The sequence below is a fragment of the Desulfococcus sp. genome, from assembly GCF_041737845.1.
Taxonomy (GTDB): domain Bacteria; phylum Desulfobacterota; class Desulfobacteria; order Desulfobacterales; family Desulfococcaceae; genus Desulfococcus.
Genome location: NZ_JBGSQX010000117.1, coordinates 40,750 through 63,280 on the forward strand (window position 1 = coordinate 40,750; position 22,531 = coordinate 63,280).

23 protein-coding genes and 1 pseudogene are annotated in these 22,531 nt (G+C 61.1%); 13 read left to right on the forward strand and 11 right to left on the reverse strand.

Translation table 11 applies throughout. The annotated features are described in order from the left end of the window. Window positions 1-7: 7 nt before the first annotated feature. The 8 genes from ACEW8N_RS14035 to ACEW8N_RS14070 all read right to left on the reverse strand — a co-directional run bounded on the left by ACEW8N_RS14035 (window position 8) and on the right by ACEW8N_RS14070 (window position 6,083). Window positions 8-448, reverse strand: coding sequence for a DUF4389 domain-containing protein (locus ACEW8N_RS14035; protein ID WP_373500460.1), 441 nt, complete (start codon window positions 446-448; stop codon window positions 8-10). 80 nt (window positions 449-528) lie between these two features. Beyond that, entirely contained in the window at window positions 529-1,902 is a 1,374-nt protein-coding gene (locus ACEW8N_RS14040; protein ID WP_373500461.1) for a PFL family protein, read from the reverse strand. Window positions 1,903-2,030: 128 nt separating this feature from the next. Next, on the reverse strand, window positions 2,031-2,438 hold the full coding sequence (locus ACEW8N_RS14045; RefSeq protein ID WP_373500462.1) for an NFACT RNA binding domain-containing protein: 408 nt from the start codon (window positions 2,436-2,438) through the stop codon (window positions 2,031-2,033). After that, the gene (gene yjgA / locus ACEW8N_RS14050; protein ID WP_373500463.1) at window positions 2,435-2,977 is read right to left on the reverse strand and encodes a ribosome biogenesis factor YjgA; all 543 of its coding nucleotides are present in this window, start codon (window positions 2,975-2,977) and stop codon (window positions 2,435-2,437) included. The genes ACEW8N_RS14045 and yjgA overlap by 4 nt, the downstream gene beginning before the upstream one ends. Next, the gene (locus ACEW8N_RS14055; protein ID WP_373500464.1) at window positions 2,974-3,903 is read right to left on the reverse strand and encodes a universal stress protein; all 930 of its coding nucleotides are present in this window, start codon (window positions 3,901-3,903) and stop codon (window positions 2,974-2,976) included. Before ACEW8N_RS14055 ends, yjgA begins: the two co-directional genes overlap by 4 nt. 187 nt (window positions 3,904-4,090) lie before the next feature. After that, window positions 4,091-4,354, reverse strand: coding sequence for a hypothetical protein (locus ACEW8N_RS14060; protein WP_373500465.1), 264 nt, complete (start codon window positions 4,352-4,354; stop codon window positions 4,091-4,093). Between the two features lie 171 nt (window positions 4,355-4,525). Continuing rightward, on the reverse strand, window positions 4,526-5,083 hold the full coding sequence (locus ACEW8N_RS14065) for a glycine cleavage system protein R (protein ID WP_373500466.1): 558 nt from the start codon (window positions 5,081-5,083) through the stop codon (window positions 4,526-4,528). A 16-nt stretch (window positions 5,084-5,099) separates the two neighbouring features. Continuing rightward, window positions 5,100-6,083 (reverse strand): alpha-hydroxy-acid oxidizing protein, encoded by a 984-nt coding sequence (locus ACEW8N_RS14070; protein WP_373500467.1) that lies wholly within the window; start codon window positions 6,081-6,083, stop codon window positions 5,100-5,102. 243 nt (window positions 6,084-6,326) lie between these two features. On the opposite strand from ACEW8N_RS14070, the gene ACEW8N_RS14075 reads away from it, so the two are divergent. The 3 genes from ACEW8N_RS14075 to ACEW8N_RS14085 are packed head-to-tail and all read left to right on the forward strand — an operon-like array spanning window position 6,327 to window position 10,074. Continuing rightward, window positions 6,327-7,238 carry a hypothetical protein gene (locus ACEW8N_RS14075; RefSeq protein ID WP_373500468.1) on the forward strand — a complete coding sequence of 304 codons (912 nt, stop codon included), beginning with the start codon at window positions 6,327-6,329 and terminating at the stop codon, window positions 7,236-7,238. A 4-nt stretch (window positions 7,239-7,242) separates the two neighbouring features. Further along, window positions 7,243-8,541: a CBS domain-containing protein gene (locus tag ACEW8N_RS14080; protein WP_373500469.1), complete on the forward strand. Its 1,299-nt coding sequence runs from the start codon at window positions 7,243-7,245 to the stop codon at window positions 8,539-8,541. 3 nt (window positions 8,542-8,544) lie between these two features. After that, window positions 8,545-10,074: an ATP-binding cassette domain-containing protein gene (locus ACEW8N_RS14085; RefSeq protein WP_373500470.1), complete on the forward strand. Its 1,530-nt coding sequence runs from the start codon at window positions 8,545-8,547 to the stop codon at window positions 10,072-10,074. Here the strand turns inward: ACEW8N_RS14085 and ACEW8N_RS14090 are convergent. After that, a complete protein-coding gene (locus ACEW8N_RS14090) occupies window positions 10,064-12,955 on the reverse strand; it encodes a DEAD/DEAH box helicase (protein ID WP_373500471.1) in 2,892 nt (963 codons plus the stop codon). The two genes, ACEW8N_RS14085 and ACEW8N_RS14090, sit on opposite strands and share 11 nt — an antisense overlap. 353 nt (window positions 12,956-13,308) lie before the next feature. On the opposite strand from ACEW8N_RS14090, the gene ACEW8N_RS14095 reads away from it, so the two are divergent. The 3 genes from ACEW8N_RS14095 (at window position 13,309) to ACEW8N_RS14105 (ending at window position 15,094) form a co-directional block, all read left to right on the forward strand. Further along, complete coding sequence (locus tag ACEW8N_RS14095; RefSeq protein WP_373500472.1) at window positions 13,309-13,701, forward strand: YbjN domain-containing protein; 393 nt, start codon at window positions 13,309-13,311, stop codon at window positions 13,699-13,701. A 92-nt stretch (window positions 13,702-13,793) separates the two neighbouring features. Then, the gene (locus tag ACEW8N_RS14100; protein WP_373500473.1) at window positions 13,794-14,498 is read left to right on the forward strand and encodes a PspA/IM30 family protein; all 705 of its coding nucleotides are present in this window, start codon (window positions 13,794-13,796) and stop codon (window positions 14,496-14,498) included. Window positions 14,499-14,512: 14 nt separating this feature from the next. After that, window positions 14,513-15,094, forward strand: a complete 582-nt coding sequence (locus ACEW8N_RS14105) for a DUF4178 domain-containing protein (RefSeq protein WP_373500474.1) — start codon at window positions 14,513-14,515, stop codon at window positions 15,092-15,094. A 161-nt stretch (window positions 15,095-15,255) separates the two neighbouring features. Here ACEW8N_RS14105 and ACEW8N_RS14110 read toward each other — a convergent pair whose 3' ends face one another. After that, window positions 15,256-16,188, reverse strand: coding sequence for an exopolyphosphatase (locus ACEW8N_RS14110; RefSeq protein WP_373500475.1), 933 nt, complete (start codon window positions 16,186-16,188; stop codon window positions 15,256-15,258). A 115-nt stretch (window positions 16,189-16,303) separates the two neighbouring features. Here ACEW8N_RS14110 and sixA point away from each other — a divergent pair, with 115 nt between their 5' ends. From sixA to ACEW8N_RS14130, 4 genes are read left to right on the forward strand one after another with little or no spacing between them, the layout of a single operon-like run. Beyond that, a complete protein-coding gene (gene sixA / locus ACEW8N_RS14115) occupies window positions 16,304-16,768 on the forward strand; it encodes a phosphohistidine phosphatase SixA (protein ID WP_373500476.1) in 465 nt (154 codons plus the stop codon). A gap of 4 nt (window positions 16,769-16,772) precedes the next feature. Continuing rightward, on the forward strand, window positions 16,773-18,332 hold the full coding sequence (locus tag ACEW8N_RS14120) for a DHA2 family efflux MFS transporter permease subunit (RefSeq protein ID WP_373500477.1): 1,560 nt from the start codon (window positions 16,773-16,775) through the stop codon (window positions 18,330-18,332). Window positions 18,333-18,340: 8 nt separating this feature from the next. Beyond that, window positions 18,341-19,306 (forward strand): nitroreductase family protein, encoded by a 966-nt coding sequence (locus ACEW8N_RS14125; protein WP_373500478.1) that lies wholly within the window; start codon window positions 18,341-18,343, stop codon window positions 19,304-19,306. 1 nt (window position 19,307) lies between these two features. After that, a complete protein-coding gene (locus tag ACEW8N_RS14130) occupies window positions 19,308-19,562 on the forward strand; it encodes a hypothetical protein (protein ID WP_373500479.1) in 255 nt (84 codons plus the stop codon). Between the two features lie 78 nt (window positions 19,563-19,640). Here ACEW8N_RS14130 and ACEW8N_RS14135 read toward each other — a convergent pair. Further along, window positions 19,641-19,862: pseudogene (locus ACEW8N_RS14135) on the reverse strand (aldo/keto reductase); the annotation flags it as partial. A gap of 285 nt (window positions 19,863-20,147) precedes the next feature. Here ACEW8N_RS14135 and ACEW8N_RS14140 point away from each other — a divergent pair. The 3 genes from ACEW8N_RS14140 (at window position 20,148) to ACEW8N_RS14150 (ending at window position 22,329) form a co-directional block, all read left to right on the forward strand. Beyond that, a complete protein-coding gene (locus tag ACEW8N_RS14140; protein ID WP_373500480.1) occupies window positions 20,148-21,161 on the forward strand; it encodes an NAD(P)-dependent alcohol dehydrogenase in 1,014 nt (337 codons plus the stop codon). Between the two features lie 194 nt (window positions 21,162-21,355). Continuing rightward, the gene (locus ACEW8N_RS14145) at window positions 21,356-21,928 is read left to right on the forward strand and encodes a class I SAM-dependent methyltransferase (protein WP_373500481.1); all 573 of its coding nucleotides are present in this window, start codon (window positions 21,356-21,358) and stop codon (window positions 21,926-21,928) included. 59 nt (window positions 21,929-21,987) lie between these two features. Next, window positions 21,988-22,329, forward strand: a complete 342-nt coding sequence (locus ACEW8N_RS14150; protein ID WP_373500482.1) for a hemolysin III family protein — start codon at window positions 21,988-21,990, stop codon at window positions 22,327-22,329. The last annotated feature ends 202 nt before the right edge of the window (window positions 22,330-22,531 follow it).

Here is a 22,531-nt window from a genome sequence, read left to right on the forward strand (position 1 = left end):
TCAGGGCTTACTCCCCATTGATCCCGGAGGGATCGGATCGCCCGGCATCCGAGGCCGGGTGGCTGCTTTTTTCGGCCGCCCTGTCAAAAAAGTTCTTTTCCGGGGCATCCGCCTTCAGATCGGGTTCGCCCGCGGGTTCGATCTCCTGGGGCATGGGCCCGAAGGGATAGGGTTTTTCGGATTCACACAGGACGATATAGCGCAGCATCCTGTAGATGTAGACCGTAAGCCGGTGGCAAAGGCCTTTGATGGCGGGGTTCGGCCGGGTCAGGATCAGCAGGAAGAACCACTGAAGGGCCGTGAGGATCAGCAGTGCGAAGCCGATCATCCCGCAGAGGATGCAGTAGAGGGCGGTGAGGCAGATATAGATTGCGATTTTTTTCCTTGTCAGAATAAACTTCAAGGCGCTGCTCAAGAGGGTGAAAAGCATTTTTTTGATTTGGTCCATGGGGGCGTCTCCTTTCTGGGATATCAATGTTGATGATTTCGTAAAAATTCCGATAGCTGCATTACAGAGACCTTCAGCCATCAGTTGGTGAGACTCTGGATGGGCGCGGGGATTCGGCCGCCGTGGCGGATAAAGGCGTTGGGTCCGGGGATGTTTTGCACCGGCATGATGATCGATTCCCCCAGCAGGCCCCCGAAATAGGCGCGCTCCCCGGCTTTTTTTCCGGGCACCGGAATCAGGCGTGTGGCCGTGGTCTTTTTGTTGATGACGCCGATGGCCATCTCATCGGCCATGATGGCGGCCAGGGTGTCCTCGGTGGTGTCGCCGGGGATGGCCACCATGTCGAGCCCCACGGAGCAGACGCTGGTGATGGCTTCGAGCTTTTCGATGGTGAGATAACCGTCCTCGGCGGCCTTTGAGATGTTGAGGTCCTCGCTGACCGGCACGAAGGCGCCGCTCATGCCCCCCACGTAGGAGCTGGCGAAGGCGCCGCCCTTCTTGACCGCGTCGTTCAGGAGCGCCAGCGCCGCCGTGGTGCCTGGGACGCCGATGCTCTTCAGGCCCAGGCTCTGGAAGATTTCCCCCACGGAGTCGCCCACGTTGGGCGTCGGGGCCAGGGAAAGGTCGACCACGCCGAATTCGGTTCCCAGGGCTTCGGCCACCTCCCGGCCGATCAGCTCGCCGATGCGGGTGACCTTGTAGGCGGTCCTTTTGATCTCTTCGGAGATCAGGCCCAGGGGCATGTCCGGGTGGGCCGCCAGGGCGCGGTCGATGGCCTTCTTGACGACGCCCGGCCCGCTGACCCCCACGTTGATGACCGCATCCGGCTCGCCGATCCCGAGATAGGCGCCGGCCATGAACGGCACGTCCTGAGGAATGTTGGCAAAGACGCAGAGCTTGGCGCAGGCCAGACCGTCTTTGTCCGCGGTCATCTCGGCGGCCTTCTTGATGCTCCGGCCCATCATCAGCAGGGCGTCCATGTTGATGCCGGCCTTGGAGGAGGCAACGTTGACGGATGCGCAGACGCGGTCGGTTTCGGTGAGGGCCTGGGGAATGGCCGCGATCAACGCCCGATCGCCTCTGGCCATGCCTTTTTCCACCAGCGCTGAAAAGCCGCCGATGAAATCCACGTTGACCTCCCGGGCGATCTGGTCGAGGGTGTGGGCGGCCTCCACCAGCTCCTCCGAAGAGAACGCGGCGCCGACGGCCGCCATGGGGCTGATGGATATCCGCTTGTTGACCACGGGGATGCCGTATTTGGCGCCCACGTCGTCGCATGTGCCGACCAGATTCTCGGCAAGCCCCAGAATGCGGTCGCGGATTTTCTGTTTGAACCGCCGGATGTCGTGGCCGGCGCATTCAAACAGGTTGATGCCCAGGGTGACGGTGCGAACGTCGAGATGCTCATTCCGGAGCATTTCAATCGTGGAGAGGATCTCTCGTTGGGTTAACATGGCATCGGCCTTCATTGTGATGGTTTTCAGGTTGACCCGTTCCGGAAAAAAAACCGGCGCCGGGCTGCGCCGCGGAGACGCCGCAGGCATGGAAGCGGTGGCGGGGGATTGTTGACGTCACCGCGGAATCAGTCTCCCTGGCTTTGGGCGGGCAGGCCCGGCCTCACCTTGAGGATGGTCTCTTTTCGGATGCAGACCGTCCCCGGTTTTGCGCCCCTGGGTTTGGTGACGTATCGGGCCTGGGTGCAGGCGACGGGGACGATGCCGCCGTTTCTGGCCTTGCTGTGATAGGCGGCGACGGCGGCCGCCTGCCGGAGGGTCTCCCGGACCGGCTCCTGGCCGGGTCTGGCGCGCAGCACGACATGGCTGCCGGGCACCCCGCGCACGTGAAACCACCAGTCGTCCGGAGCGGCCAGCGCGAGGGAAAGGGTGTCGTTGTCGGCATCGGTCCGCCCGGCGAGGACGGTCCAGTCGCCGGGAAGCCTGTACTCATAAAGCCTGGGCGGGGGTTTTGGCGCAGGGATGCCGGTGCTCATTCATCGGCCTCCGGTGCCCCGGAGAGCAGCGACAGGATGTACCGGAACAGCTCCTTCGACGCCCGGGCGCGCATGGGCGGGTGCGCCGCTTTCCCGGCGTTTCTCACCAACTGCCGGATCCGCTGCCGGTCCACCGACGGGATCGCCTCCGCAAGCGCCGCCAGCGCGGCGTCGCCTTCCGTCAAGAGCCGTCCGCGCCAGGACTCGGCTTCTTTCAGCCGCATGACCTCGCGGTAGCCGCGCTGGTCCAACTGGTCCAGCCCTGCCTGGATGGGGCCGGGGTCCACCTCCCGCATCAGTGCCCCGATCCGTTGCATCTGCCGCCGCCTTGCACCGTGGCTGGTCAGCGTTCGGGCGAAGACCACCGCCTCCCGGAGCTCGGGAGGCAGGGAAATCCGATCGGTCTGCTCCCGGGAGAGCGTCACCAGGCGCTCGCCCATTTTCTGAAGCCGGGTCACCTCCCGTTTGCGCTGCGATCGACTCGCCGGCGCATCCTCGGCGGGTGCGTCCTCATCACCGGGGCGGTGGAGATCGCTCATGACACCAGCCAGACCGCCCGTCGGGAGGTTTTTGACAGAACGTAATTGGAGACGCTCCCCATGAAAAAGGCCCGGTCGGTGCCGCGCCGACCGACGACCACGGTTCCGTAGTCCCCCTTCTGGACCTCTTCCAGTATGGCGTCGCCGATGCTTAATCGGGGTTTGGTCTGCCGGACGATGACCTGTTCCGGGGAAACGCCGGCGTCTTCGAACTTTTTCCGGACGATCTCCAGGAATTGGTCGATGCATTTCTTTTCGCTCTGGAGGACCGCGGATTCCAGGTCTTCATCGTCGGTGAAATAGTCCAGCCGACAATAGTCCTTGAGCCTCGGCGTCGCATGGAAGAGGGTGATGGTCACATGGGGATTGCCGCGAAAGATGAAGCTCACATGATCCACCGCCCTGAAGGCGCTCTCGGAGCCGTCGACCGCCACCAGGACCCGATGGGAGGTCACCTTGCCGTCCACCACCCAGAGGGGGATGACCTGTGAATGTTCAATGAGCTTGGAGGTCAGGCTGCCCATGAAGACCTCCTGCATTTTCGTCAGGCCGCGGCGCCCGACGACAATGGCATCGTATCGATGCTTCTGGGCGAACTCGATGATGTCCTTTGCAAGCCCTAAACCTCGGGGGGCGGTCTTCAATTCGATGCGGGTTTCATCGACGCCTTCGTCGAGCATGTAATCCCTGTATTTCTCCAGCAGGATGTGTGCGTTCTGGGTGTTTTTTTTCTTGAGTTTTTCCAGCGCGGACTGGGTTTTCAGGCTGGTCCGCGCCTCATCCCTGAGAAATTGGGAGATCTGCGGCTGAACATGAAAAAGGGTGTATTTGAGCTGGTTGACCCGGGATGATATGCCGATGGCATATTGAACCGCATTCCTGGCATGCTTGGATTCGTCTATCGCCAGAAGTATCTTTTTTTCCATGGGACCCTCATGCGCGTCTGGTTTAATGGTGTTGCCGGAACAAATGCAGGCCCGCCTGCATGGCCGATCCGCGGCCGGAAAGGGCTATTCCGGGGACGAATCCCCGATATCCCCGGCGCCCGGGCGACCCTGAAGATGCGCCGGAACGCGTCGAAAGCGATGTCCGGACATCCGTTTCCGGGGGCGGTCAATCATCGGGGGTGATCCAGAGGATATGGTTTTTATTGATGATGAAGAGGGAATTCCTGCCTTGCGCGGTCACATCGAAAAGCACGACGAAGGGGCAGACGCCTTTCATGAAGAAATCGCTCATCCGGTCCGCCGGGACGGCTTCGCTGTTCAGATTGACCTTGCCGCGAAAAATCGTCCCGTCGGTCAATTTGATCCTTACCCGCTGGGATTTGATCTCCTGCCATTTTTCGCTGATTTGGGAGTCACCATCGTTGCTCATATCATCACTCCAGATCGATACCGGTTCAGGCCTTGGCCGCTCAAGATCGCCCGGCGTCCAGCCCGGGCCGGGAACGTCAGCGCCACGGCAACCTCCGCCCGATCGATTGAATCCGGGTTCCAGCCGCCTAGTTCCATACCAGAATTGCCGGGGGAATCAAACAGGAAATTCTCAGATTCGGTTGATCGCCTCGAAGATCTTCCGATGCTGGATGCTGATATGGAGGCCCAGCTCGGCGGCCTTCCGGTTCAGGTCGCCGGCCAGCGCCGCGCGATCCGTGCTCGCGGGAATGCTCACCTCGTAGATCATGATGTTTCTCGTGGGATCGTCTCCCCCTTTGAAAACGGCCTGGAGATTGGTGACATTGACCCCGTATCCGGCGATGATCGCCGTGACGGCGGCAACGAGCCCCTTTCGGTCCGGACCCTGGGTGGTGATGACGAAGGGGTCGCCCGCGGCATCGTCGGCAGGCGGCTCGGCCGGGTTGACCGCCTTGATGTAGACGTGAAGGCCCAGGTCTTTCGTCCGATCGATCAGACGGCGCTGGAGCACATCGATCGTAAGGCTTCCGGGCATCGACACGATGAAGATGCCCGAGAATTCGGATTGAAGGATCGTCTGGCTGACGTTTTCAACATTGCAGTCCTGCTCGAACAGCACGCCGGTGACCCGGGCGATGATGCCCGGCCGGTCTTGCCCCAGGACCGTGATGACGATTTTTCTTTCCATGAGATCCGGGTCCTCCTCAGGAGAATTCGCAGAGTATTTTCCGGTCCACCGAGGCGACCGCCGGGGTTCCGGTCAGGACCATGGCGGAAATTAGCTCCGAACGGACCTGATCGATGTATTCCCTGACCCCTTCCCGGAGGCCGCCGACCGCGGCGACGGAGAAGGGGCGGCCGATCATGACGGCGTCGGCCCCCAGGGCCAGCATTTTGAGGACGTCCCCGCCGGTCCGGACGCCGCCGTCGGCGAGGACGGTGATCCTTCCCCTGACGGCGTCGGCCACGGACGGGAGCGCCTCCGCCACGCCGGGGGTGTGATCGAGGACCCGCCCGCCGTGGTTGGAGACCACGATGGCGTCGGCGCCGACATCGACGGCGAGCCTGGCCTCCTCCGGCGTCATGATGCCCTTGAGGATGAATTTCATGGGGGTCTTTTCGATGATCTTCCTGAGTTTTTCCGGCGGCTTCGGCGCCACCGGGCGCCCCATGAGCTTGAGCGTGACCAGGCCGGCCGCGTCGATGTCCATCCCCATGACGGCGGCCCCGGTTTCCTGTGCCTTCTGCATCTTGTCGAACAGTTCGGCGTCCTCCCAGGGCTTGATGAAGGGGATGCCCTGGCCGTTCAATTCCCGGATCGCGGCGTATCCGGCCTCATGGATGAATGCGGGCACGCCGTCCCCGACGCATCCCAGGATCCCCCTGTCGGCGCAGCCGCCCAGCACAGAAAGGATATAATCGTCCTCGGTGATTTTCCCGCCCATGTTGAAGGAGACCCCGCCGATGGGCGCGGCCAGAACCGGAAGGTCAAACCGCCTGCCGAAAAGGTCGATCCCGGTGTCGGGCGACGTGACGTCATGGAGGGTTTTCATCCTGAACCGGAAGGCGGCCAGGGCCTTGAAGCTGTTCATGAAGGCGCTTCCGGTGCCGATGCCGCCCATGCCGGGGACCTCGCCGGCGCAGGCGCGCCCGTCGCATACCGGGCAGACCCGGCAGTATCCTTTCATTCGTTCCCTTGCCGTTTGACGCGTTTCTTTCATTTGGTATTGTCTCGCTTTTTCAGGATGTCATTCCGCCTTGAACAAAGAGCGGCCTGTGTGGTAAGGATTGCATGTCTGCGGCGCTGCAGATGCCGCACGGGCGTGTGCAGTCGGTAAAATCGGCATTATGTTTACGCATGTGGACCCAAAATGGGCCCCCAGGCATAGCTTTGAAAAATTGTACCAGGGAATTCAGTCAGGGAAAACAGCATGATCAGCCAAAAACGAAGTATTGCATCTTTGTTAAGAGAACACAAGACCGTTTTTATCATCATCGGCGTGGTGCTTTTCCTCATCGAGCTTGAGATCTTCGCCGTCGCGGCCATGAATTCCGGGAGGAAGGCGTGGCTCCAGATCATCGACGGCAACGGCAACGTCATCCATGAGACCGACGGCAAAAGCCTGAGTGATTTTAACAAGTATTATTTCGAAAAGACCTTCGGGCCCCTGGACCAGTATGAAAAAAAGCTGGAGGTCCGGGAGCAGCCCTTCCCTTTCCGGGCCTGGTTCACGGCCGCGGTGGGGATCCCCGTCGGCGTGATCCTGCTCTTCGCCTTTGTCGTCAAGGCCTATGTATCCCTCTTCTATGGAGAGGAGGCGGCCCGCTCGAAATCCCCGGACGGGAAAACCGGTCCCTATGAAACCGAATTCGAGAAGATCGTGGCCACCATCAGCAGCTTCAATATCTTCACCATCGGCTTTCTGCTGCTGCTCGCGGTCTTCATGTACTGGGTCCTGCCCAATATGGTCACCTATATCGGACGGGTCAGCGTCGACACCCTGATCCGGTTCAAATGGGTTTTCATCGCCGCGGGCGGGGTGGTGGTCGGCCTCTTTGTCTGGATCATCTATCTCCGGTACCTCCTGGCCAAGCGGAGCATCGACAACCAGGCCGAACTTGAAAAGGCAAGGCTCCAGCTCGAGTACCAGCGGGATCCCGGCCCCCGGGCCCGGCTGACCTACGCACCCGATGCGCAACCCGCGCCCCGGCTTGCGGAATGGAAGGCCCAGGACCCGGCCGATCCGCCGCCCTCCGCGTCCTTTCCGAAATCGACGGAAGATGCGGATCCGGCCCCGGAGCCCTCATCCGCGGGCGACACAACCCGCGTGACCCCGGCGTGACCCCATGCAGATCATCACCACACACAAAAACACCGATTTCGACGGGTTCGCGTCCCTGATCGCCGGCACGGTCCTCTATCCGGGGGCCGTCCCCGTCATCCCGAGAAACATCAACCCCAATGTGAAGTCTTTCCTCGCCATCCACAAGGACCTGTTCGACGTGCGGACGGTGGATGACATCGAGCTCGAAAAGGTCACCTCCCTGGTGGTGGTGGACGTCAATCAGTGGCACCGCCTGGATGACCTGCGAAAGGTGAGGGCCAAGCCCTCCCTCGAGGTGATCCTCTGGGACCACCATCCCGACAAGGGGGACATCAGCGCCAATTGGGTCCGGCACGAGCCCATGGGGGCCAACATCACCCTCATGGTGCGTCAGATGCGTCATGAGGGCAAGTCCATCACCCCCATCCATGCCACGCTCTTTCTCACCGGCCTCCACGAGGACACGGGCAGCTTCATGTTCCCGTCCACGCGCGCCGAAGACGCCGTGGCCGCCGCCTACCTCATGGACGCCGGCGCCGACCTCAACGTGGTGGGGTCCCTGTTGCGCCCGGCATACGGTGAAAAGCAGAAGAACGTTCTGTTCGAGATGCTGAAGTCCGGGGAGCGGGAAACCATCAACGGCTTCAAGGTCTCCTTCCACAAGGTTGACATCGAGGGCCATGTGGGGAGCCTGTCGGTGGTGACCCAGATGTGCAGGGAGATCCTCAACGTCGATGCCGTCTTCGGAATTTTCACGGGCCAGAAAAAAGGCAAATCCATCGTCATCGGCCGCAGCGGGGCCGACGGGCCCAACGTCGGCACCCTCCTGCGGAGCCTGGGCGGGGGCGGGCATCCGGGCGCCGGATCGGCCATGGCCGACTTCGTCAACCCCGACACCATCCAGGAGATGATCTCGGACCTCATCCGGGGCAACCAGCAGGCATCGGTCCAGATCAGCGACCTGATGTCCTTTCCGGTGACGACGATCGCAGCGGACGCGCCCATGTCGGAGCTCCGCAAGCTGCTGCGGGAGAACGGCTGCACCGGGGTGCCGGTGGTGGAGGACGACCGCCTCGTCGGCGTCATCTCCCGGCGCGACTTCAAGAAGGTCCGGAACAACAAGGGACTCAAGGCGCCGGTCAAGGCCTTCATGAGCAAGGACATCAAGACCATCGAACCGGGCCGGAGCCCCATGCAGGCCGCCAGGCTCATGGTGAAGCACGACATCGGGCGGCTTCCGGTGGTCGAGGACGACCGCATCATCGGGATCGTCACCCGCTCCGACGTCATGCTCTACTTTTACGACATGCTTCCGGACTGATGGGTGGACGCCTCGCGGGCGGCGGCTGATCCCGTCATCGCCCTTGTCGATATCGCCGTGCGCGTCCGGGACCGGCGCCTTCTTGAGGGAACCTCCTGGCGGATTGAGAAGGGCGAGCAGTGGGCGGTCGTGGGGCCCAACGGGGCCGGGAAATCGACCCTCGTGCGGGCCCTTGCAGGAGATCTGCCGATCGTTCGGGGCAGGGTCATCCGGGGGCCGCAGGGTTGCGATCTGCGCGTGGGCTATGTCTCCTTCGAGCTGCACCGGGAGTTGATCGCCCGGGAGGAGGGGCGGGACGATGCCCGGCAGTTCAGCGGCGACTGGAGCGGCGAGGCCACTGTACGCCGGCTGTTGGAGATTGATCCTCCCGCGGCCGCCGGGATGCCGGAAACGGCGGCCCGGTCCCTCGGGATTTTTCCCCTCCTGGACCGCCCCATCCGGACCCTGTCCACCGGGGAGATGCGCAAGGCCCTGATCGCCAGGGCTTTGGCCCCGTCTCCGGGGCTCCTGATCCTGGACGAGCCCTTTGACGGCCTGGACACCCCGTCCCGGAGCCGTTTGACGGCGCTGATCGGCCGCCTCATGGCGTCGGGGACCCAGATCGTCCTCGTCACCCACCGAAGCTCGGAAATTCCGCACGAGGTGACCCACATCCTGGAGGTGGCGGACGGGCGCGTGGTCCGGCAGAATATCCGGGAGGGTTTTTTCGCGCGGGATGCAGAAGGGCGGGAGCAATATGGCGAATCCTGTGCCGCGACCCTTCCGGCGCCCCTTCCCGAGGTACGAACCGGCCGGCCGGCCTTCCAGGCGCCGCCGGTGCTGATCGAGATGCGGGCAGTAACCGTGCGCTATGGGCCGTCCGTGATCATCGAGAATCTCGACTGGACGGTCCGGCGGGGGGAGAACTGGACCCTCCTGGGGCCCAACGGCGCCGGCAAGACGACCTTGCTGAGGATGATCTCGGGCGACCATCCCCAGGCCTATGCGAACGAGATCCTCCTGTTCGGCAGGCGGCGGGGAAGCGGGGAGAGCATCTGGGAGATCAAGGCGCCCATCGGGATGATCTCCTCGGAGTTCCAGATCGGCTATCGAAAGGGGGTCACCGCCATGGAGGCGGTCCTGTCGGGATTTCACGATTCCGTCGGCCTCTACCGGCGATCGACGCGGCTCCAGAAGGAAACCGCCCGGGACTGGCTGCGCTGCCTGGGCATCGCGGACCGGGCCGACCGGCCTTTCCCTCACCTCTCCCAAGGCGAGCAGCGGATGGTCCTGCTGGCCCGGGCCCTGGTGAAATCACCGGCGCTCCTCATCCTGGACGAGCCCTGCCAGGGCCTCGACCGGGAAAACCGGAGGCGGTTCCTGTCGATCGTCGACGCCGTCGGCCGCCATACCCCCACCCACATCCTGTACGTGACCCATCACCCGGAGGAGATTCCCGCCTGCACTACCCACATCCTGCGGTTTGTCCCGGGGCCGGACGGCTCCGGTCGTTTTGTGCCCGGCCCCGCCGGCCCCGGCCGGATTACCACTTGACCGGAATGCGGACGATCTGCCGGGCCTTGTTCCGGAACAGGAGATAGCCCTTTTCCCTGCCGTAGAGATAGAGATCCCGTGTTACGGTCACATCCATGCGGCAGTAGGCGATAATGTCCTGAATGCGCCCCTCCTTCCACCACCGGAGGGCCTGGAGGCCGTCGGCCGTCTTCTCCGCTTCCAGGGTCGCGCCGGCCAGGTGGTTCAGGGAGAGCCGGTAGCCCAGATGGCTTTTCACTTCCTCCAGGATGTCCAGGGTGGGCAGGGTCGTGAAATCGAAGTCGATCAGCCCGCCCAGCACGCAGTAATCGAACCGGCGGATGTTGAAGCCGACCACGAGGTCCACGGTTTTCAGGCGCGCCACCAGGTCCGGGATCTGGTCTTCAAGATAGTCGTAAAACCGGTCGGCCCCGGCATCGTAAAACACGGCGCAGGAGACGCCCATCCGGTCTGCGCGGTGCCATCCCCCCACCTCGTCGGCGGATCGCCGGGTTTCGACGTCCAGCACGCCGAAGCGCTTCGGGGCGGACACCATTCCCCGGGACGGTGGGGGTTTCGCGGCTGCCGCCGGCCCGTCCGGCGCCGAGGTCTGCATCGGGTCGGGTTCGGTCGGTGCGACGGGGCCGCTCTGGATGGCCTCCAGGATGAACCGGGCCGCCGACTTGTCGATGGGGCGGTTTCCGGAGCCGCATTTGGGCGAATGGACGCACGAGGGGCATCCGGATTCGCAGGTGCAGGCCGTGATGGACTTGAGGGTCGCCGACAGAAGCCCCTCGGCCCGCCGGAAGGCCTGGCGGGTCAACCCGGCGCCCCCCGGCACGCCGTCGTAGATGAAGACGGCGGCCTGGCCGACCTGGGGGTGGAGCGGCGTCGAGATGCCCCCGAGGTCGTTCCGGTCGGTCATGACCAGCAGGGGGAAGATACCGATGGCCGCGTGTTCGACGGCGTGGATGCCCCCCATGAAATGGCGCCGCTCTCTTTCCGCCTCCCGCTGGACCCAGTTCGGGATGGCGATCCAGAGGCCTTCGGTTTCAAACACCTGGGGCGGCAGGTCCAGGGGGATGACCGAGAGCTTTTTCCGGCCGTGAATCTGGTGCTTTTCATATCCCGTCACCTGGTCCGTGACCTTGAGCCGCCCGGTGAAGACCTCGGCCCCCCATGCGGTGCGCCGGTCGTAAATCTCCAGGATCTCCGTCGTCTTTGCGGCCCGGACCCGGGTGTAATAGTCCACCTTGGCCTGCACGATCCGGGCGGTGCATGCGCCGATGTCCAGGGTCTCCACCAGGAAGGTTTCGCCGTTGTGGATGTAGACGGCGCCGGGATGGGTTTCCCGGAAGGCCCGGAAGGCGTCGATTTCGCCTTTGCCTGCGCCGGTCCGGGCGCAGACGATGGCATACCGGCTGCCGGTCCCCCTGAGGTCCACGTTGCGGTGGGGGGCCTTGTTTCGGCTGAAGAGCGTCCCCCCGTCCGCGCTCCTCAGCAGCTCACCCCCGGCTTCCAGTTCGGCCGCGGCCCTTCTGGCGGCATCGTGGGCGAGGAGGGCGTCGCCCGCCTCGATGGGGAGCTCCGCCGCCGCGCAGGCGAGATGGCGCTTGAGGATTTCGGGATTCCAGGGATTGATCACGGCGGCTTCGGCCTCCCGGGTCACCAGTTCCAGGGGGTGCCGCATGAAATACTGGTCGAGCGCGTCCTCGCCGCCGATCAGGACGACGGCCGCGTCCTGGCCGCTCCTGCCCACCCGGCCGGCCCGCTGCCACATGGCGACGATGGTCCCGGGGTATCCCACCAGAAGGCAGAGGTCGAGGTCGCCGATGTCGATGCCCAGCTCCAGGGCGCTGGTGGAGATGACGGCCAGAAGATCGCCTCCTGCGAGCCTCGCTTCGATCTCCCTGCGCTCTTCGGGCAGAAACCCGGCCCGGTAGGGGCTGATCCGATCCGCGAAGGCGCCGGCCCGGCTGCCGGCCCAGAGGGCGATCAGTTCGGTGAGTTTCCGGGACTGGGCATAGACGATGGTCCGGAGATTCCGGTGCAGCGCGGCCTTGAGCAGCAGGATGGCCGTGCGGGCCGGCCCCTGATTGGGGTCGACGAAGATCAGGTGCTTTTTCCCCTGGGGCGCGCCGCTTATGGTGATGGGCGCCACATCGAGGCCGGTGAGCTCCGCCGCCAGTTCGGCGGGGTTGGCGACCGTGGCGGAGCTGAAGACAAAGACGGGGGAGGTCCCGTGGTGGGCGCAGATTCGCCTGAAGCGCCGGAAAACCTGGGCCATGTGGGACCCCATGATCCCGCGGTAGGTGTGGACCTCGTCGATGACCACGATGTCGATGTGCGATAAGAATCCGGACCACGCGGCATGATAGGGCAACAGCGAGAGATGGAGCATCTCCGGGTTGGTGAGGAGGACGTTGGGCGGGTTCTCGCGGATCCGGCGGCGGTGCCAGTTGCTGGTATCTCCGTCGTAGATGGCGGCCGTGGCCCGGTTGAGGGCGCTGCTTTTGCCGGCCATGGCGGTGAAGGTGCGGAGCTGGTCCTGGGCGAGGGCTTTCAGGGGAAACAGGTAGAGGGCACTCGACGCGGGGTTCTTCAGAATATTTTCGAGGACCGGAAGGTTGTAGATCATGGTCTTGCCGCTGGCGGTCGGGGTGGCGGCCACCACGTGCTCGCCGTTCCGGATCCGGTCGACGGCAAGGGCCTGGTGGCGGTAGAGCCGGGAGATGCCGCAGGCCGAAAGGATCTCCAGGATGGGGGCCGGGAAGGGGCGCTCCGGAGCGGCGAGGTCGGCCGGACGCTCCGGGAGGACCATGTGATAGATCACCTGATCCCCCATGCGGGGGGAGGCCTTGAAGGCCCCGACGTATTCGTTGATGTCGGAAACGGGCGTCATCTCGCCTGACGACGCTTTCCTGCAAAGGGATTCATGGATGCAGGGTTATCAGAATCGAGAAGGCCGGACAAGGAAAAAACCGGGCCGGGAAACCGGCGCAACCCCGGGTCCTCGCGGCGGCCGGCCGGGATACCCGCGGTTTCCGACGGAGGATTTCCGGCCCCGGCTTCGGATCGCCGATGCCGCTCTATTTTGTTGATAAAACGGCAGAACGCGTATATAATCAATCTTATACATTACTATGCCATGTGCGCGGATTTGGCCCGTGATTTTTTCTCCCCGGCCTTGATCGGCATCGTTTGCGTGTTAGATTGTAGGTGAATTTCTTGCAGTTACCCTTTCAGGAGGATGGCATGAGCAGATTTGACCTGGTGAAGGAATACCTGATCGACATGGGGATGGCCGTCGTGTCGGAAGACCCCGAAAACGAACTGGTGGTGGTGGAGAACGAAGACGAGGGCATCAAGAACCTGATCGTAGACTGCGAGGCGCCCATCGTGATCGTCGAGCAGCTCATCCTGAAGCTGCGGGCGGGAACGCCGGAGAAGTATAAACGCCTGCTGCAGATGAACCGGACACTGGTCCACGGCGCCTTCGTTCTGGACGAGACCGGTGAGATGCTGCTCTATCGGGACACGCTTCAACTGGAGAACCTCGATTCCAACGAGCTGGAGGGGTCCGTCAAGGCCCTGAGCCTCGCTCTCTCCGAATACGGATCCGAGCTTCTGGGGTTTGCGTCGGCTTAGACGCGCCGAAGCTGACGCCTTCGAAACCGGTCATGACCGGCCCATCCGACTTTTCGATGTCACATCGGGCAGATTTTCAAGGAGGTTGCAACATGTCGTTTTTCAGCCGCATCTTCAAGATTGGACAGGCGGAGGCTCATGCCGTCGCGGACAAGTTCGAAGATCCCATCAAAATGACCGAACAGGGCATCCGGGATTTAAAAAATGATCTCCAGGCGGCCATGACCAGCCTTGCGGAGGTCAAGGCCATCGCCATCCGGACCCGCAGGGACGCCGACAACAAGAGAAAGCTGGCCGCCGACTACGAGCGGAAGGCGATGCTCCTCCTCCAGAGAGCCCAGGGCGGCGCGCTGGACATGCAGGAGGCAGAGCGCCTGGCGACCGAAGCCCTGTCCCTGAAGGAGCAGCAGGCCGCCGAGTCCGTCCGCGTCGCCCAGGAGGCCGAGCGCCACGAACAGATGGCCGCCCAGCTCCAGGCCAACGTCAATAAGATCAAATCCGCCGTCACCGGCTATGAGAACGATCTGGTCACCCTCCGGGCCCGCGCCAGAACGGCCGCCTCGACCAGGAAGATCAACCAGCAGCTCGCCAGGGTCGACAGCACCGGCACCCTCGCCATGCTGGAAAAGATGAAGTTCAAGGTCGAGGAGGATGAGTCTCTTGCAATCGCGTACGGCGATATGGCCTCGGCGGAAAAGACGGTGGAGAATGAAATCCAGACGGCGCTGGAGAGCGGAAAGAGTTCCACCGCGGCGGCCGATCTGCTGGAATTGAAGAAAAAGATGGGAATTATTTAAGAGTAGGAGCGACAATGGGCTGGAAAGAATTTTTCGGCTTTGGACGGAAACGGCGGGAGCCGGATCCCGGGGGATCAGAAGAAAAACCGTCCGCTTCGGTGACAGACCTCACCCTGGCCGACCTCCAGGTGGGGTATGTGCTGGATTACGATATGAAAACGTGGGAGGTGACGGCCCAGCATCATTACGACTGGGGGGACGGCGGAACCCTCAGCCACGAGTGGCAGATGAAAAGCCACGACGATACGCTCTACCTGGAAAAGGCGTCCGACGATGAGGTCGAGTGGTGCGTCTGCCGTCCCATCCCCTTCAGCCGCCTGGGCGCGCGCGTCCGTAACCACATTCAGGAGCACGAGGACCCGCCGGATGAAATCGAGTTCGAGGGGACGACCTACCACCTCGATGAATTCGGCGGGGGCAAGTTCTTCCGGAACGGCAAGGGGCCGGGCCGGGAATTCCTGGTATGGGATTACGAGGATGACGCCGGCGAGCGGTTTCTGTCGATTGAACAGTGGGACGAAGACGACTTCGAGGTTTTCGTGGGTATTTTTGTCGAGGAATATCAGTTCACCAATATCCTGCCGAGGATCGGATAGGCCCGGGCGCCGCAGGAAAGGCCCATGGCCTCCTGCGGGAAGGCGGCCCGGTGCACGGCCCCGGTATGCCGTGTTGCCCGTGGCCGGAAAGCCGCCGTCGGATCGGGCCTGGCCCGGAAAGGCGCCTGTGGAACCCGGGGCCGGATGCGGGGCCTCAGGAGTCAATCATTTGCTTCATTTGCGGTGAGGGTGGCCAGGATGGATTCGAGGCACACCTCCGCCGCTTCGGCGGGTACGGTGCAGGATCCGGCCCCCCTGTGGCCGCCGCCCCCGAACCGGGTCAGCATCAGCCCGACGTTCACCCTGCAGTTGAGATTGAAGATGCTGTGCCCCACGCCGATCACCACCCTCCGCCGCTCGCGGCCGTCGTATCGAATCCGGACGCTGACCACGGCCTCGGGGTAGAGGGAATAGACCAGAAAGCGGTTGCCGTTGGGGACTTTTTCGAGGGAGCGGAAGTCGGTGATCGTGACATGGCCCTGCAGCCGCGTGTTTTCCTTCAGAATGCCCGTAAACGACTTGTTCTGCGCGATGACCCGGGCGCACTGGCGCTTCACCTCCGGGTCCGCCATCACGGCATCGATGTCATGGCGTCGGATCAACTGAATGAGATGATTCCAATAGGGCTCCTCCGCGTCGTCCCGCCCCGACACGGTCATGGAGAGGAGCACGTAGGGGTATTTTTCCGGGGCGAGAACCTCGTCCAGGGTGAGGTCGGCGGAATCGATCCGGTCGGTCTGGTGGATGAGCTCATCGTAGTTCCGCTGAAATTTCTTCCGGTAGTATTCGTAGATCAGCCCGGCGGCGGACGGCGCCAGTTTGTAAAGCCCCATGAAGGGGGTGTCGGGCCGGTTGGTGACGTGGTGGTCGAACCAGATGGCGCAGTTGGGGTGGTAGGGGAGGTTGGCGATGATATCCCCTTCAAATATCTCAACAAAACCTTTTTGCAGTTCGTTGGGCTCGGCCCAGCGGATGGGCCGGTCGATCTCTTCGGCATCGTAAAGGAGGGCGGCACAGACGATGCCGTCGAAATCAGGACGCGTCACGATTCTCATGGGGTTTTCCTTTCGCGATTGGACATTGAGCTTTTCCATAAATTATCCTATCATTAAAATGATCTTATTGCGTTTCCGGATGATTGGACCCTGCGAAGAAATCAAACTATAAAACATACCGGCAATCGCGAAAAATTACAAGAAAGAGATCAATATGCCTCTTTATCTCGTTCAGCATGGAAAATGCCTGCCCCGGGAGGTCGATCCCGAACAGCCCCTGTCGCCTGAAGGCCGGGGCGACGTGCGGCGAATCGCCGAGGTCGCCGGGGGGTACGGGGTGGCGGTCTCCCGGATCCTTCACAGCGGAAAGACCCGCGCCCGGGAGACGGCCGAGATTTTTGCCGAGTTCCTCCGGCCCGAAAAGGGTTTGGGCGCGGCCTCCGGTCTCAATCCCCTCGACGATCCTGCGGACTGGGCCGCCGCCGCGGTCCCGGAGGCGCGCGTCATGCTGGTGGGGCACCTCCCCTTCATGGAGAAGCTGGCCGCCCTGCTGGTCACAGGCAGCGAGGGCCGGCCCGTATTCCGCTTTCAGAACGGCGGTATCGTCTGCCTCGACATCTATCCCGGGACCGCCCGCGGCTGGGTGATCACCTGGGCCTTGATGCCCAAGGTCGGATGACCGGATGACCCCGGGCGCTTCCGATCTCCGGCCGAAGAGCTTCACCCCGCCGCATGCCAGGGAGCGGCTCTACATCATCTTCGCATCGCTCCTGGCCCTGTTTCTGAGCGCCCTGGACAGCCTGGTCATGGGCGCAGCCATGCCCACCATCGTGGCCGAGCTGGGCGGCATCCACCTCTACAGCTGGGTCTTCTCCTCCTACATGCTGAGCCGGGCCGTTGCCCTGCCCGTGTTCGGAAAGCTTGCCGACCTCTATCCCAACCGGACCCTTTATGTGGCCTCCGTCCTTATCTTCATGGTCGGCTCCGTCTTGGCCGGCATCTCCCGGAGCATGATCGCGCTCATCGTTTTCCGGGCCATCCAGGGGGTGGGCGCCGGCGGGATATTCTCCCTGGTCTACATCGTGCTGGCCGACATCTCCAAGCCGGAGGACCGGGGTAAAATGATGGCCCGGGCGAGTCTGGTCTGGGGGCTGGCCAGCGTTCTGGGGCCGACCTGCGGCGGGTTTATCGTAGCCTATTTTTCCTGGCGGTGGATTTTTTTCGTCAACATTCCCCTGGGGGTCGTGTCGCTCTGGGGAATCGTGATGTTCCTGACCGAAACCCGGGAAAAGCGCGCGGATGCCTTTGTCGACTACGGGGGCATCTGCCTCATGACCACGGGCGTCCTCTCCCTGCTGCTCGTGTTCCTGTTGGCCGGACGGGATTATCCCTGGTTTTCCCCCCAGGTGATCGGACTCCTGGTTGTGTCCGTCGCCTCCGGCATCGGGTTTTACGTGGTGGAGAAACATGCCCCGGAGCCGCTCCTGCCCATGGAATTCTTCAGGGTCAAGGCCTTCAGTTGGGGCAACGCTGCGGTGCTGATGAGCAGCGTTGCCGTTTTCTCCCTTTCGGCGTTTACCCCGCTGTTCGTTCAGGGCGCCATGGGCCGGACCCCCGTGCAACTCGGGATCGCGATGTTGTTTCTCAGCCTGGGCTGGTCCGGCGGGGCGCTGTTCTGCGGCCGGATGGTCCGGCAGGGGAGGGAGAAGATGTTTGCCCTGGCAGGAGCGCTTCTCCTGATGGCGGGGTGCGGCGTCATGGTCCGCTTTTCATCCCAAACCACGCTCACGGCCTGTTCCGCAGCCCTCGCCCTGGCCGGTTTCGGGATGGGCCTGGTCTCCATCGCAACGCTTCTCATCGTCCAGAACAGCATCGGCAGCGCCCACCTGGGGGTGGCGACCTCCTCCCATCAATTTACGCGGTCCCTGGGCGGAACCATCGGGGTCGGCGTCTGCGGGAGCCTGATGACCGCCGTCTTTTCCAAAAGGCTTGCGGCCCTCGCCGAATCGGTGCGCCAGGCCGGCCTGTCGGCGGCGGTTTCCGACCAGATCAGACAGAACTACGAAAATTTTTTCAAGCCGGAGGTCCAGGCGGCTCTCTCGCCGGAACTCCGGGAACTTCTCCACGAATCCCTGGGGGAGAGCGTGATTTATGTTTTCTGGGTGGCCCTGGCGTCTGCGGCGATCTGCCTGGCCATCGGCATCATGTTGCCCGGGACCGTTCGTGCGAGGTCAAAAACCTGAGGGAAATTATGGATCGCAGGGTGACAACAACCATCGATCCGGAGAGGTGCATCGGCTGCGGGGCGTGTGTCTCCGTATGCCCGTCGGGGACCCTGACCATGGCGGACGGCAAGGCCCGGGTCACCGGCGAGGCATCCCTCGGATGCGGCCACTGCGAGGCGGTCTGCCCGACGGGGGCCGTCCGGGTGGGGGCCATCGCGGCCGACGCGACCCGTTTTCGGACCGTCGCGATAGACCTGTCGTGGCTTCCCCACGGCCGGTATGACGCGGCCGGGCTCATCCGCCTCATGGGCTCCCGCCGCTCGTGCCGGAACTACACGGACCAGCCGGTGGACCCGGCCGTGCTGGAGGATCTGGTGCGGGCGGGCGTCCTGGCGCCGTCCGGCACCAACAGCCAGGGGTGGACGTTCACCATCCTTTCCGAACCGTCGGATGTCCGGGCATTCGGCGAGCGGGTAGGACGATTTTTCGAACGGCTCAACCGGACGGCGGAGAAGGCGTGGCTTCGTCGGGTGCTGAAATGGTTCGGCAGGCCGGAGCTCGACCGTTACTACCGCGGCTATCATCAGACGGTGAAGGAGGCCCTCCGGGAACATGCCGAAGGCGGCGTCGACCGCCTCTTTCACGGGGCCACGGCCGCCATCGTCGTGGGATCAAGCCCCGGGGCCACCTGCCCGGTGGAGGATGCACTTCTCGCCACCCAGAACATCCTGCTGGCGGCCCACGCCATGGGCCTGGGCACCTGCCTCATCGGGTTTGCGGTGGCGGCCATGAAAAAGGACCCGTCCATCGGCCGGTTCCTGGGCATCCCCCGGGATGAAGCGGTCCATGCGGTCATTGCACTGGGGCATACGAAGGAAACCTATCTGCGGATTGCCGGCAGAAAACCCTTCGAGATGCGGATGTTTCGGGCCTCCGGTCGGCAGCCTGATCCCCTGGAGCGAGCCGTCAGCACACGACATGAGGAGGCATAACATGGAACAGCCGTCCGAAAAACCGGAGCGCAGTATCTTCACGACCCCGCTCTCCAAGCGCGGGGTCCCGACATTCGCGGTCTATCTTTTGGCGCTCCTGGGGGCCGTCTACATGCTGAACCCCGGCTCGGGGATCATCGAGTTCATTCCCGACAATATTCCCTTCATCGGCAACCTGGATGAGGGCGGCGCCATGCTGGCGGTCTGGTACGGCCTCATCGAGTTTTTCGAGGGGCGGCGGAAGAAGCGGGGGTAAGTCCTGTTTTTACGGCTGTCGATGTTAGATTTGCAGCACGCCTGGCGATCATTGCCTTGACGGACGGGGGTCCACCCCTCAGCGACCGGTCATTCGCTCCAGTTTTTCCGGATACCGAGCCCCTTCCACCGTGATCTTTGAGGCGGCGCTGTCGATCTCGCGCAGGTCGTCGGACGTAAGTTCGACTGCAACCGCTCCGATGTTCTCGTCCAGGCGATGCAACTTCGTGGTGCCGGGGATGGGCACAATCCACGGCTTCTGGGCAAGCAGCCAGGCGAGCGCGATCTGAGCCGGTGTCGCCTTCTTCCGTTCCGAACGGGCCGTAAACTTCGGCGGTGTCGAAGGCGGGGCTTTTGTTGAACTTTTTCAGGCAAAGGCGAACCAAGATATGAATGATTCGGGAAATCTCCCAATATTTAGTAAAGGCAAATTGCGATTAAACAATGAAATAACAAATAGTTTTCAGCCAATTCATGTGATGGTTCCTTCAAAGGTTTCAACGTGTGGCAACCGTGGATTGGCAATGTATCAAGAGCAGTTCAATAACTTGTTATCATATGTCTTTTCAAATAGGAGGGGTTACGCGTGAGGATCTGTCAGGTTGAAGATGCCTGGTCAATGGAAAATGTGCGCATTAACACACGGCCGGAACCGCAACCCGGAGCCGGCCAAGTGCGGCTCAGGATGAAGGCTTCCGCCATAAATTACCGAGATCTTCTTGTGCCTTTGCGCGGCTACGGATCAAGAATGAAGGCATTACCGTTGATTATGCTCAGCGACGGTATCGGTACAGTGGAATCGGTGGGAGAGGGTGTGAAAAACCTTAAAATCGGAGATAGGGTTTGCCCACTTTTCTTTCAGACCTGGATCAGTGGAGAGCCGAATAAAAAGAGACTGTCTTTGAGCTTGGGTTGTGAGCTTGATGGAACAATGGCCGATTTGATGGTACTCCCTGAGGAAGGCGTGGCGCTTGCACCCGGGCATTTGGACGATATGGAAGCGGTTTCGCTTCCCACGGCAGCAGTGACTGCCTGGCGGGCATTGGCTACAGAAGGCTGCGTGATGCCAGGCGACAAGGTATTGGTGCAAGGCACGGGCGGGGTTTCGCTTTTCGCCCTGCAATTTGCAAAGATGCTGGGTGCATTTGTGATTGTCACGTCCTCCAGTGATGAAAAGCTGGCCCGAGTTCGCAGGATGGGTGCGGACGAGACCATCAACTATCGTATGGTTCCTGAATGGGGTAAACGTGCACGTGAAATCGCAGGCAGCGATGGTGTTGACCATGTTGTAGAGGTCGGTGGTCAGGGTACGCTTCCACAATCGCTTCGTGCCGTCAGGACTGGGGGCACGATAAGTATGATCGGCGTGCTTGCGGGTGGAAATATGGATGTGCCGTTAGGGCCTATCGTTACTCGACATGTCCGGCTGCAGGGGATCACTGTCGGTAATAGAGATGATTTTGTCAAAATGACCAGAGCCATTGAGCAACACATGCTTCACCCGGTGATTGATCGCGTGTTCGCGTTCGAGGAATTACACGTTGCCCTTGACTATCTATCGAGCGGCAAGCATTTCGGCAAGATTTGTATCATGCATTAGATTACACCACCTGAGCCTGTCGATGGATAGGTAAATGATGATGCCAGTTATATATGACTTGAGATATTGAAGATTCTCAATGTATCTTTATTTGCGACACGATCCGCTTTTTAGGTGGTTAACGTTACCCGTGTGATGATATCCATAAATGCATAATCACTCGTTATGTGTAAAATATCATAAAGAGAGTTAATATGAACGATAAAAAATTCGATCCCAAAAAACTGCATAAACTTAATAATCCTGAAAGACTATTGGACATCCCTCCAGAATACATTTGGAATAAAATCAGTCTAGTTAAGCCGGATGTATTCGTTGATATAGGTGCTGGGACCGGTTTTTTCAGTATTCCCTTTCTCAATTATGTAAAGAACGGGAAAATTTTTGCCTGTGACACATCCGATATTATGGTTCAATGGATGAAAAACAATATTTGTCCCCAGTATCCCAATATAGTTCCGCTGGAAATGGAAGAAAATGCTGTTCCTCTCGAAGATGGAATTGCAGACTTGGTCTATATGATAAGTTTGCACCATGAGTTGGACAAGCCAGAGGCAATACTTGAAGAATCCTTTAGAATCTTAAAAAACAACGGCGCAATATTTATTGTTGATTGGAAAAAAGAAGATATGTCTGAAGGACCTCCAAAGCATATCAGATATTTACCTGAACACGTTAAAGACCAATTGGTGAGCGCTAAATTTAAAAACGTTCATATTTTCAATGAGATGTCGAAACATTTTTTAGTCGTCGCCGAAAAACGATAGCTTCGATTTGATACACACATATCGGAAATGCTTTTGGAAAAAGCAGACTTTATCCCTCAATGGAACAGCGCTATTACAAACCGATCCAATTCGCCAACACACTCACCACCGGTGTCGGCTTTCTCCTGAGCCTGTCCGGACTGGTTGCTTTGATCGTTCATGCCGCCTGCAACGGAAACGGCCGGCATATCGTGAGTTGCATCATCTACGGATCGAGCCTCGTCATTTCCTGTGCGGGGTTTACGCTGTATCATATTTACAAATTTCATGAGCGCTGGGGAAAGGTGTTCAAGATCCTCGACCACGCTACAATATTTTTCCTCATCGCAGGCACCTATACCCCGTTCGCTGTGGTTTTTCTCCGAGGGAACTGGGGCTGGTCGCTGTTTGGCGCGGTGTGACTCCTCAGTCCAGAGTTCTGATCCCTTTATGCGTTCAGCGGCAAAGCGTTCTCACGCGGGTCACGGTTCTTTGACATAATAATTCGATAAATCGCGTCAGTGCTGAAAGCGCGAAAATTATGGTAGTACTCCTGCTGGACGACCGACCGGACCACTTCCTCGGATGGGATGCTGGAACTGACCGTTCGGAGCCAGCCCATGT

Excerpts from the sequence above, each read along its gene's own strand:
- ACEW8N_RS14035 (WP_373500460.1), bottom strand. The coding sequence starts at position 448 with ATGGACCAAATCAAAAAAATGCTTTTCACCCTCTTGAGCAGCGCCTTG.
- ACEW8N_RS14040 (WP_373500461.1), bottom strand. The coding sequence starts at position 1,902 with ATGTTAACCCAACGAGAGATCCTCTCCACGATTGAAATGCTCCGGAAT.
- ACEW8N_RS14045 (WP_373500462.1), bottom strand. The coding sequence starts at position 2,438 with ATGAGCACCGGCATCCCTGCGCCAAAACCCCCGCCCAGGCTTTATGAG.
- yjgA (WP_373500463.1), bottom strand. The coding sequence starts at position 2,977 with ATGAGCGATCTCCACCGCCCCGGTGATGAGGACGCACCCGCCGAGGAT.
- ACEW8N_RS14055 (WP_373500464.1), bottom strand. The coding sequence starts at position 3,903 with ATGGAAAAAAAGATACTTCTGGCGATAGACGAATCCAAGCATGCCAGG.
- ACEW8N_RS14060 (WP_373500465.1), bottom strand. The coding sequence starts at position 4,354 with ATGAGCAACGATGGTGACTCCCAAATCAGCGAAAAATGGCAGGAGATC.
- ACEW8N_RS14065 (WP_373500466.1), bottom strand. The coding sequence starts at position 5,083 with ATGGAAAGAAAAATCGTCATCACGGTCCTGGGGCAAGACCGGCCGGGC.
- ACEW8N_RS14070 (WP_373500467.1), bottom strand. The coding sequence starts at position 6,083 with ATGAAAGGATACTGCCGGGTCTGCCCGGTATGCGACGGGCGCGCCTGC.
- ACEW8N_RS14075 (WP_373500468.1), top strand. The coding sequence starts at position 6,327 with ATGATCAGCCAAAAACGAAGTATTGCATCTTTGTTAAGAGAACACAAG.
- ACEW8N_RS14080 (WP_373500469.1), top strand. The coding sequence starts at position 7,243 with ATGCAGATCATCACCACACACAAAAACACCGATTTCGACGGGTTCGCG.
- ACEW8N_RS14090 (WP_373500471.1), bottom strand. The coding sequence starts at position 12,955 with ATGACGCCCGTTTCCGACATCAACGAATACGTCGGGGCCTTCAAGGCC.
- ACEW8N_RS14095 (WP_373500472.1), top strand. The coding sequence starts at position 13,309 with ATGAGCAGATTTGACCTGGTGAAGGAATACCTGATCGACATGGGGATG.
- ACEW8N_RS14100 (WP_373500473.1), top strand. The coding sequence starts at position 13,794 with ATGTCGTTTTTCAGCCGCATCTTCAAGATTGGACAGGCGGAGGCTCAT.
- ACEW8N_RS14105 (WP_373500474.1), top strand. The coding sequence starts at position 14,513 with ATGGGCTGGAAAGAATTTTTCGGCTTTGGACGGAAACGGCGGGAGCCG.
- ACEW8N_RS14110 (WP_373500475.1), bottom strand. The coding sequence starts at position 16,188 with ATGGAAAAGCTCAATGTCCAATCGCGAAAGGAAAACCCCATGAGAATC.
- sixA (WP_373500476.1), top strand. The coding sequence starts at position 16,304 with ATGCCTCTTTATCTCGTTCAGCATGGAAAATGCCTGCCCCGGGAGGTC.
- ACEW8N_RS14120 (WP_373500477.1), top strand. The coding sequence starts at position 16,773 with ATGACCCCGGGCGCTTCCGATCTCCGGCCGAAGAGCTTCACCCCGCCG.
- ACEW8N_RS14125 (WP_373500478.1), top strand. The coding sequence starts at position 18,341 with ATGGATCGCAGGGTGACAACAACCATCGATCCGGAGAGGTGCATCGGC.
- ACEW8N_RS14130 (WP_373500479.1), top strand. The coding sequence starts at position 19,308 with ATGGAACAGCCGTCCGAAAAACCGGAGCGCAGTATCTTCACGACCCCG.
- ACEW8N_RS14145 (WP_373500481.1), top strand. The coding sequence starts at position 21,356 with ATGAACGATAAAAAATTCGATCCCAAAAAACTGCATAAACTTAATAAT.
- ACEW8N_RS14150 (WP_373500482.1), top strand. The coding sequence starts at position 21,988 with ATGGAACAGCGCTATTACAAACCGATCCAATTCGCCAACACACTCACC.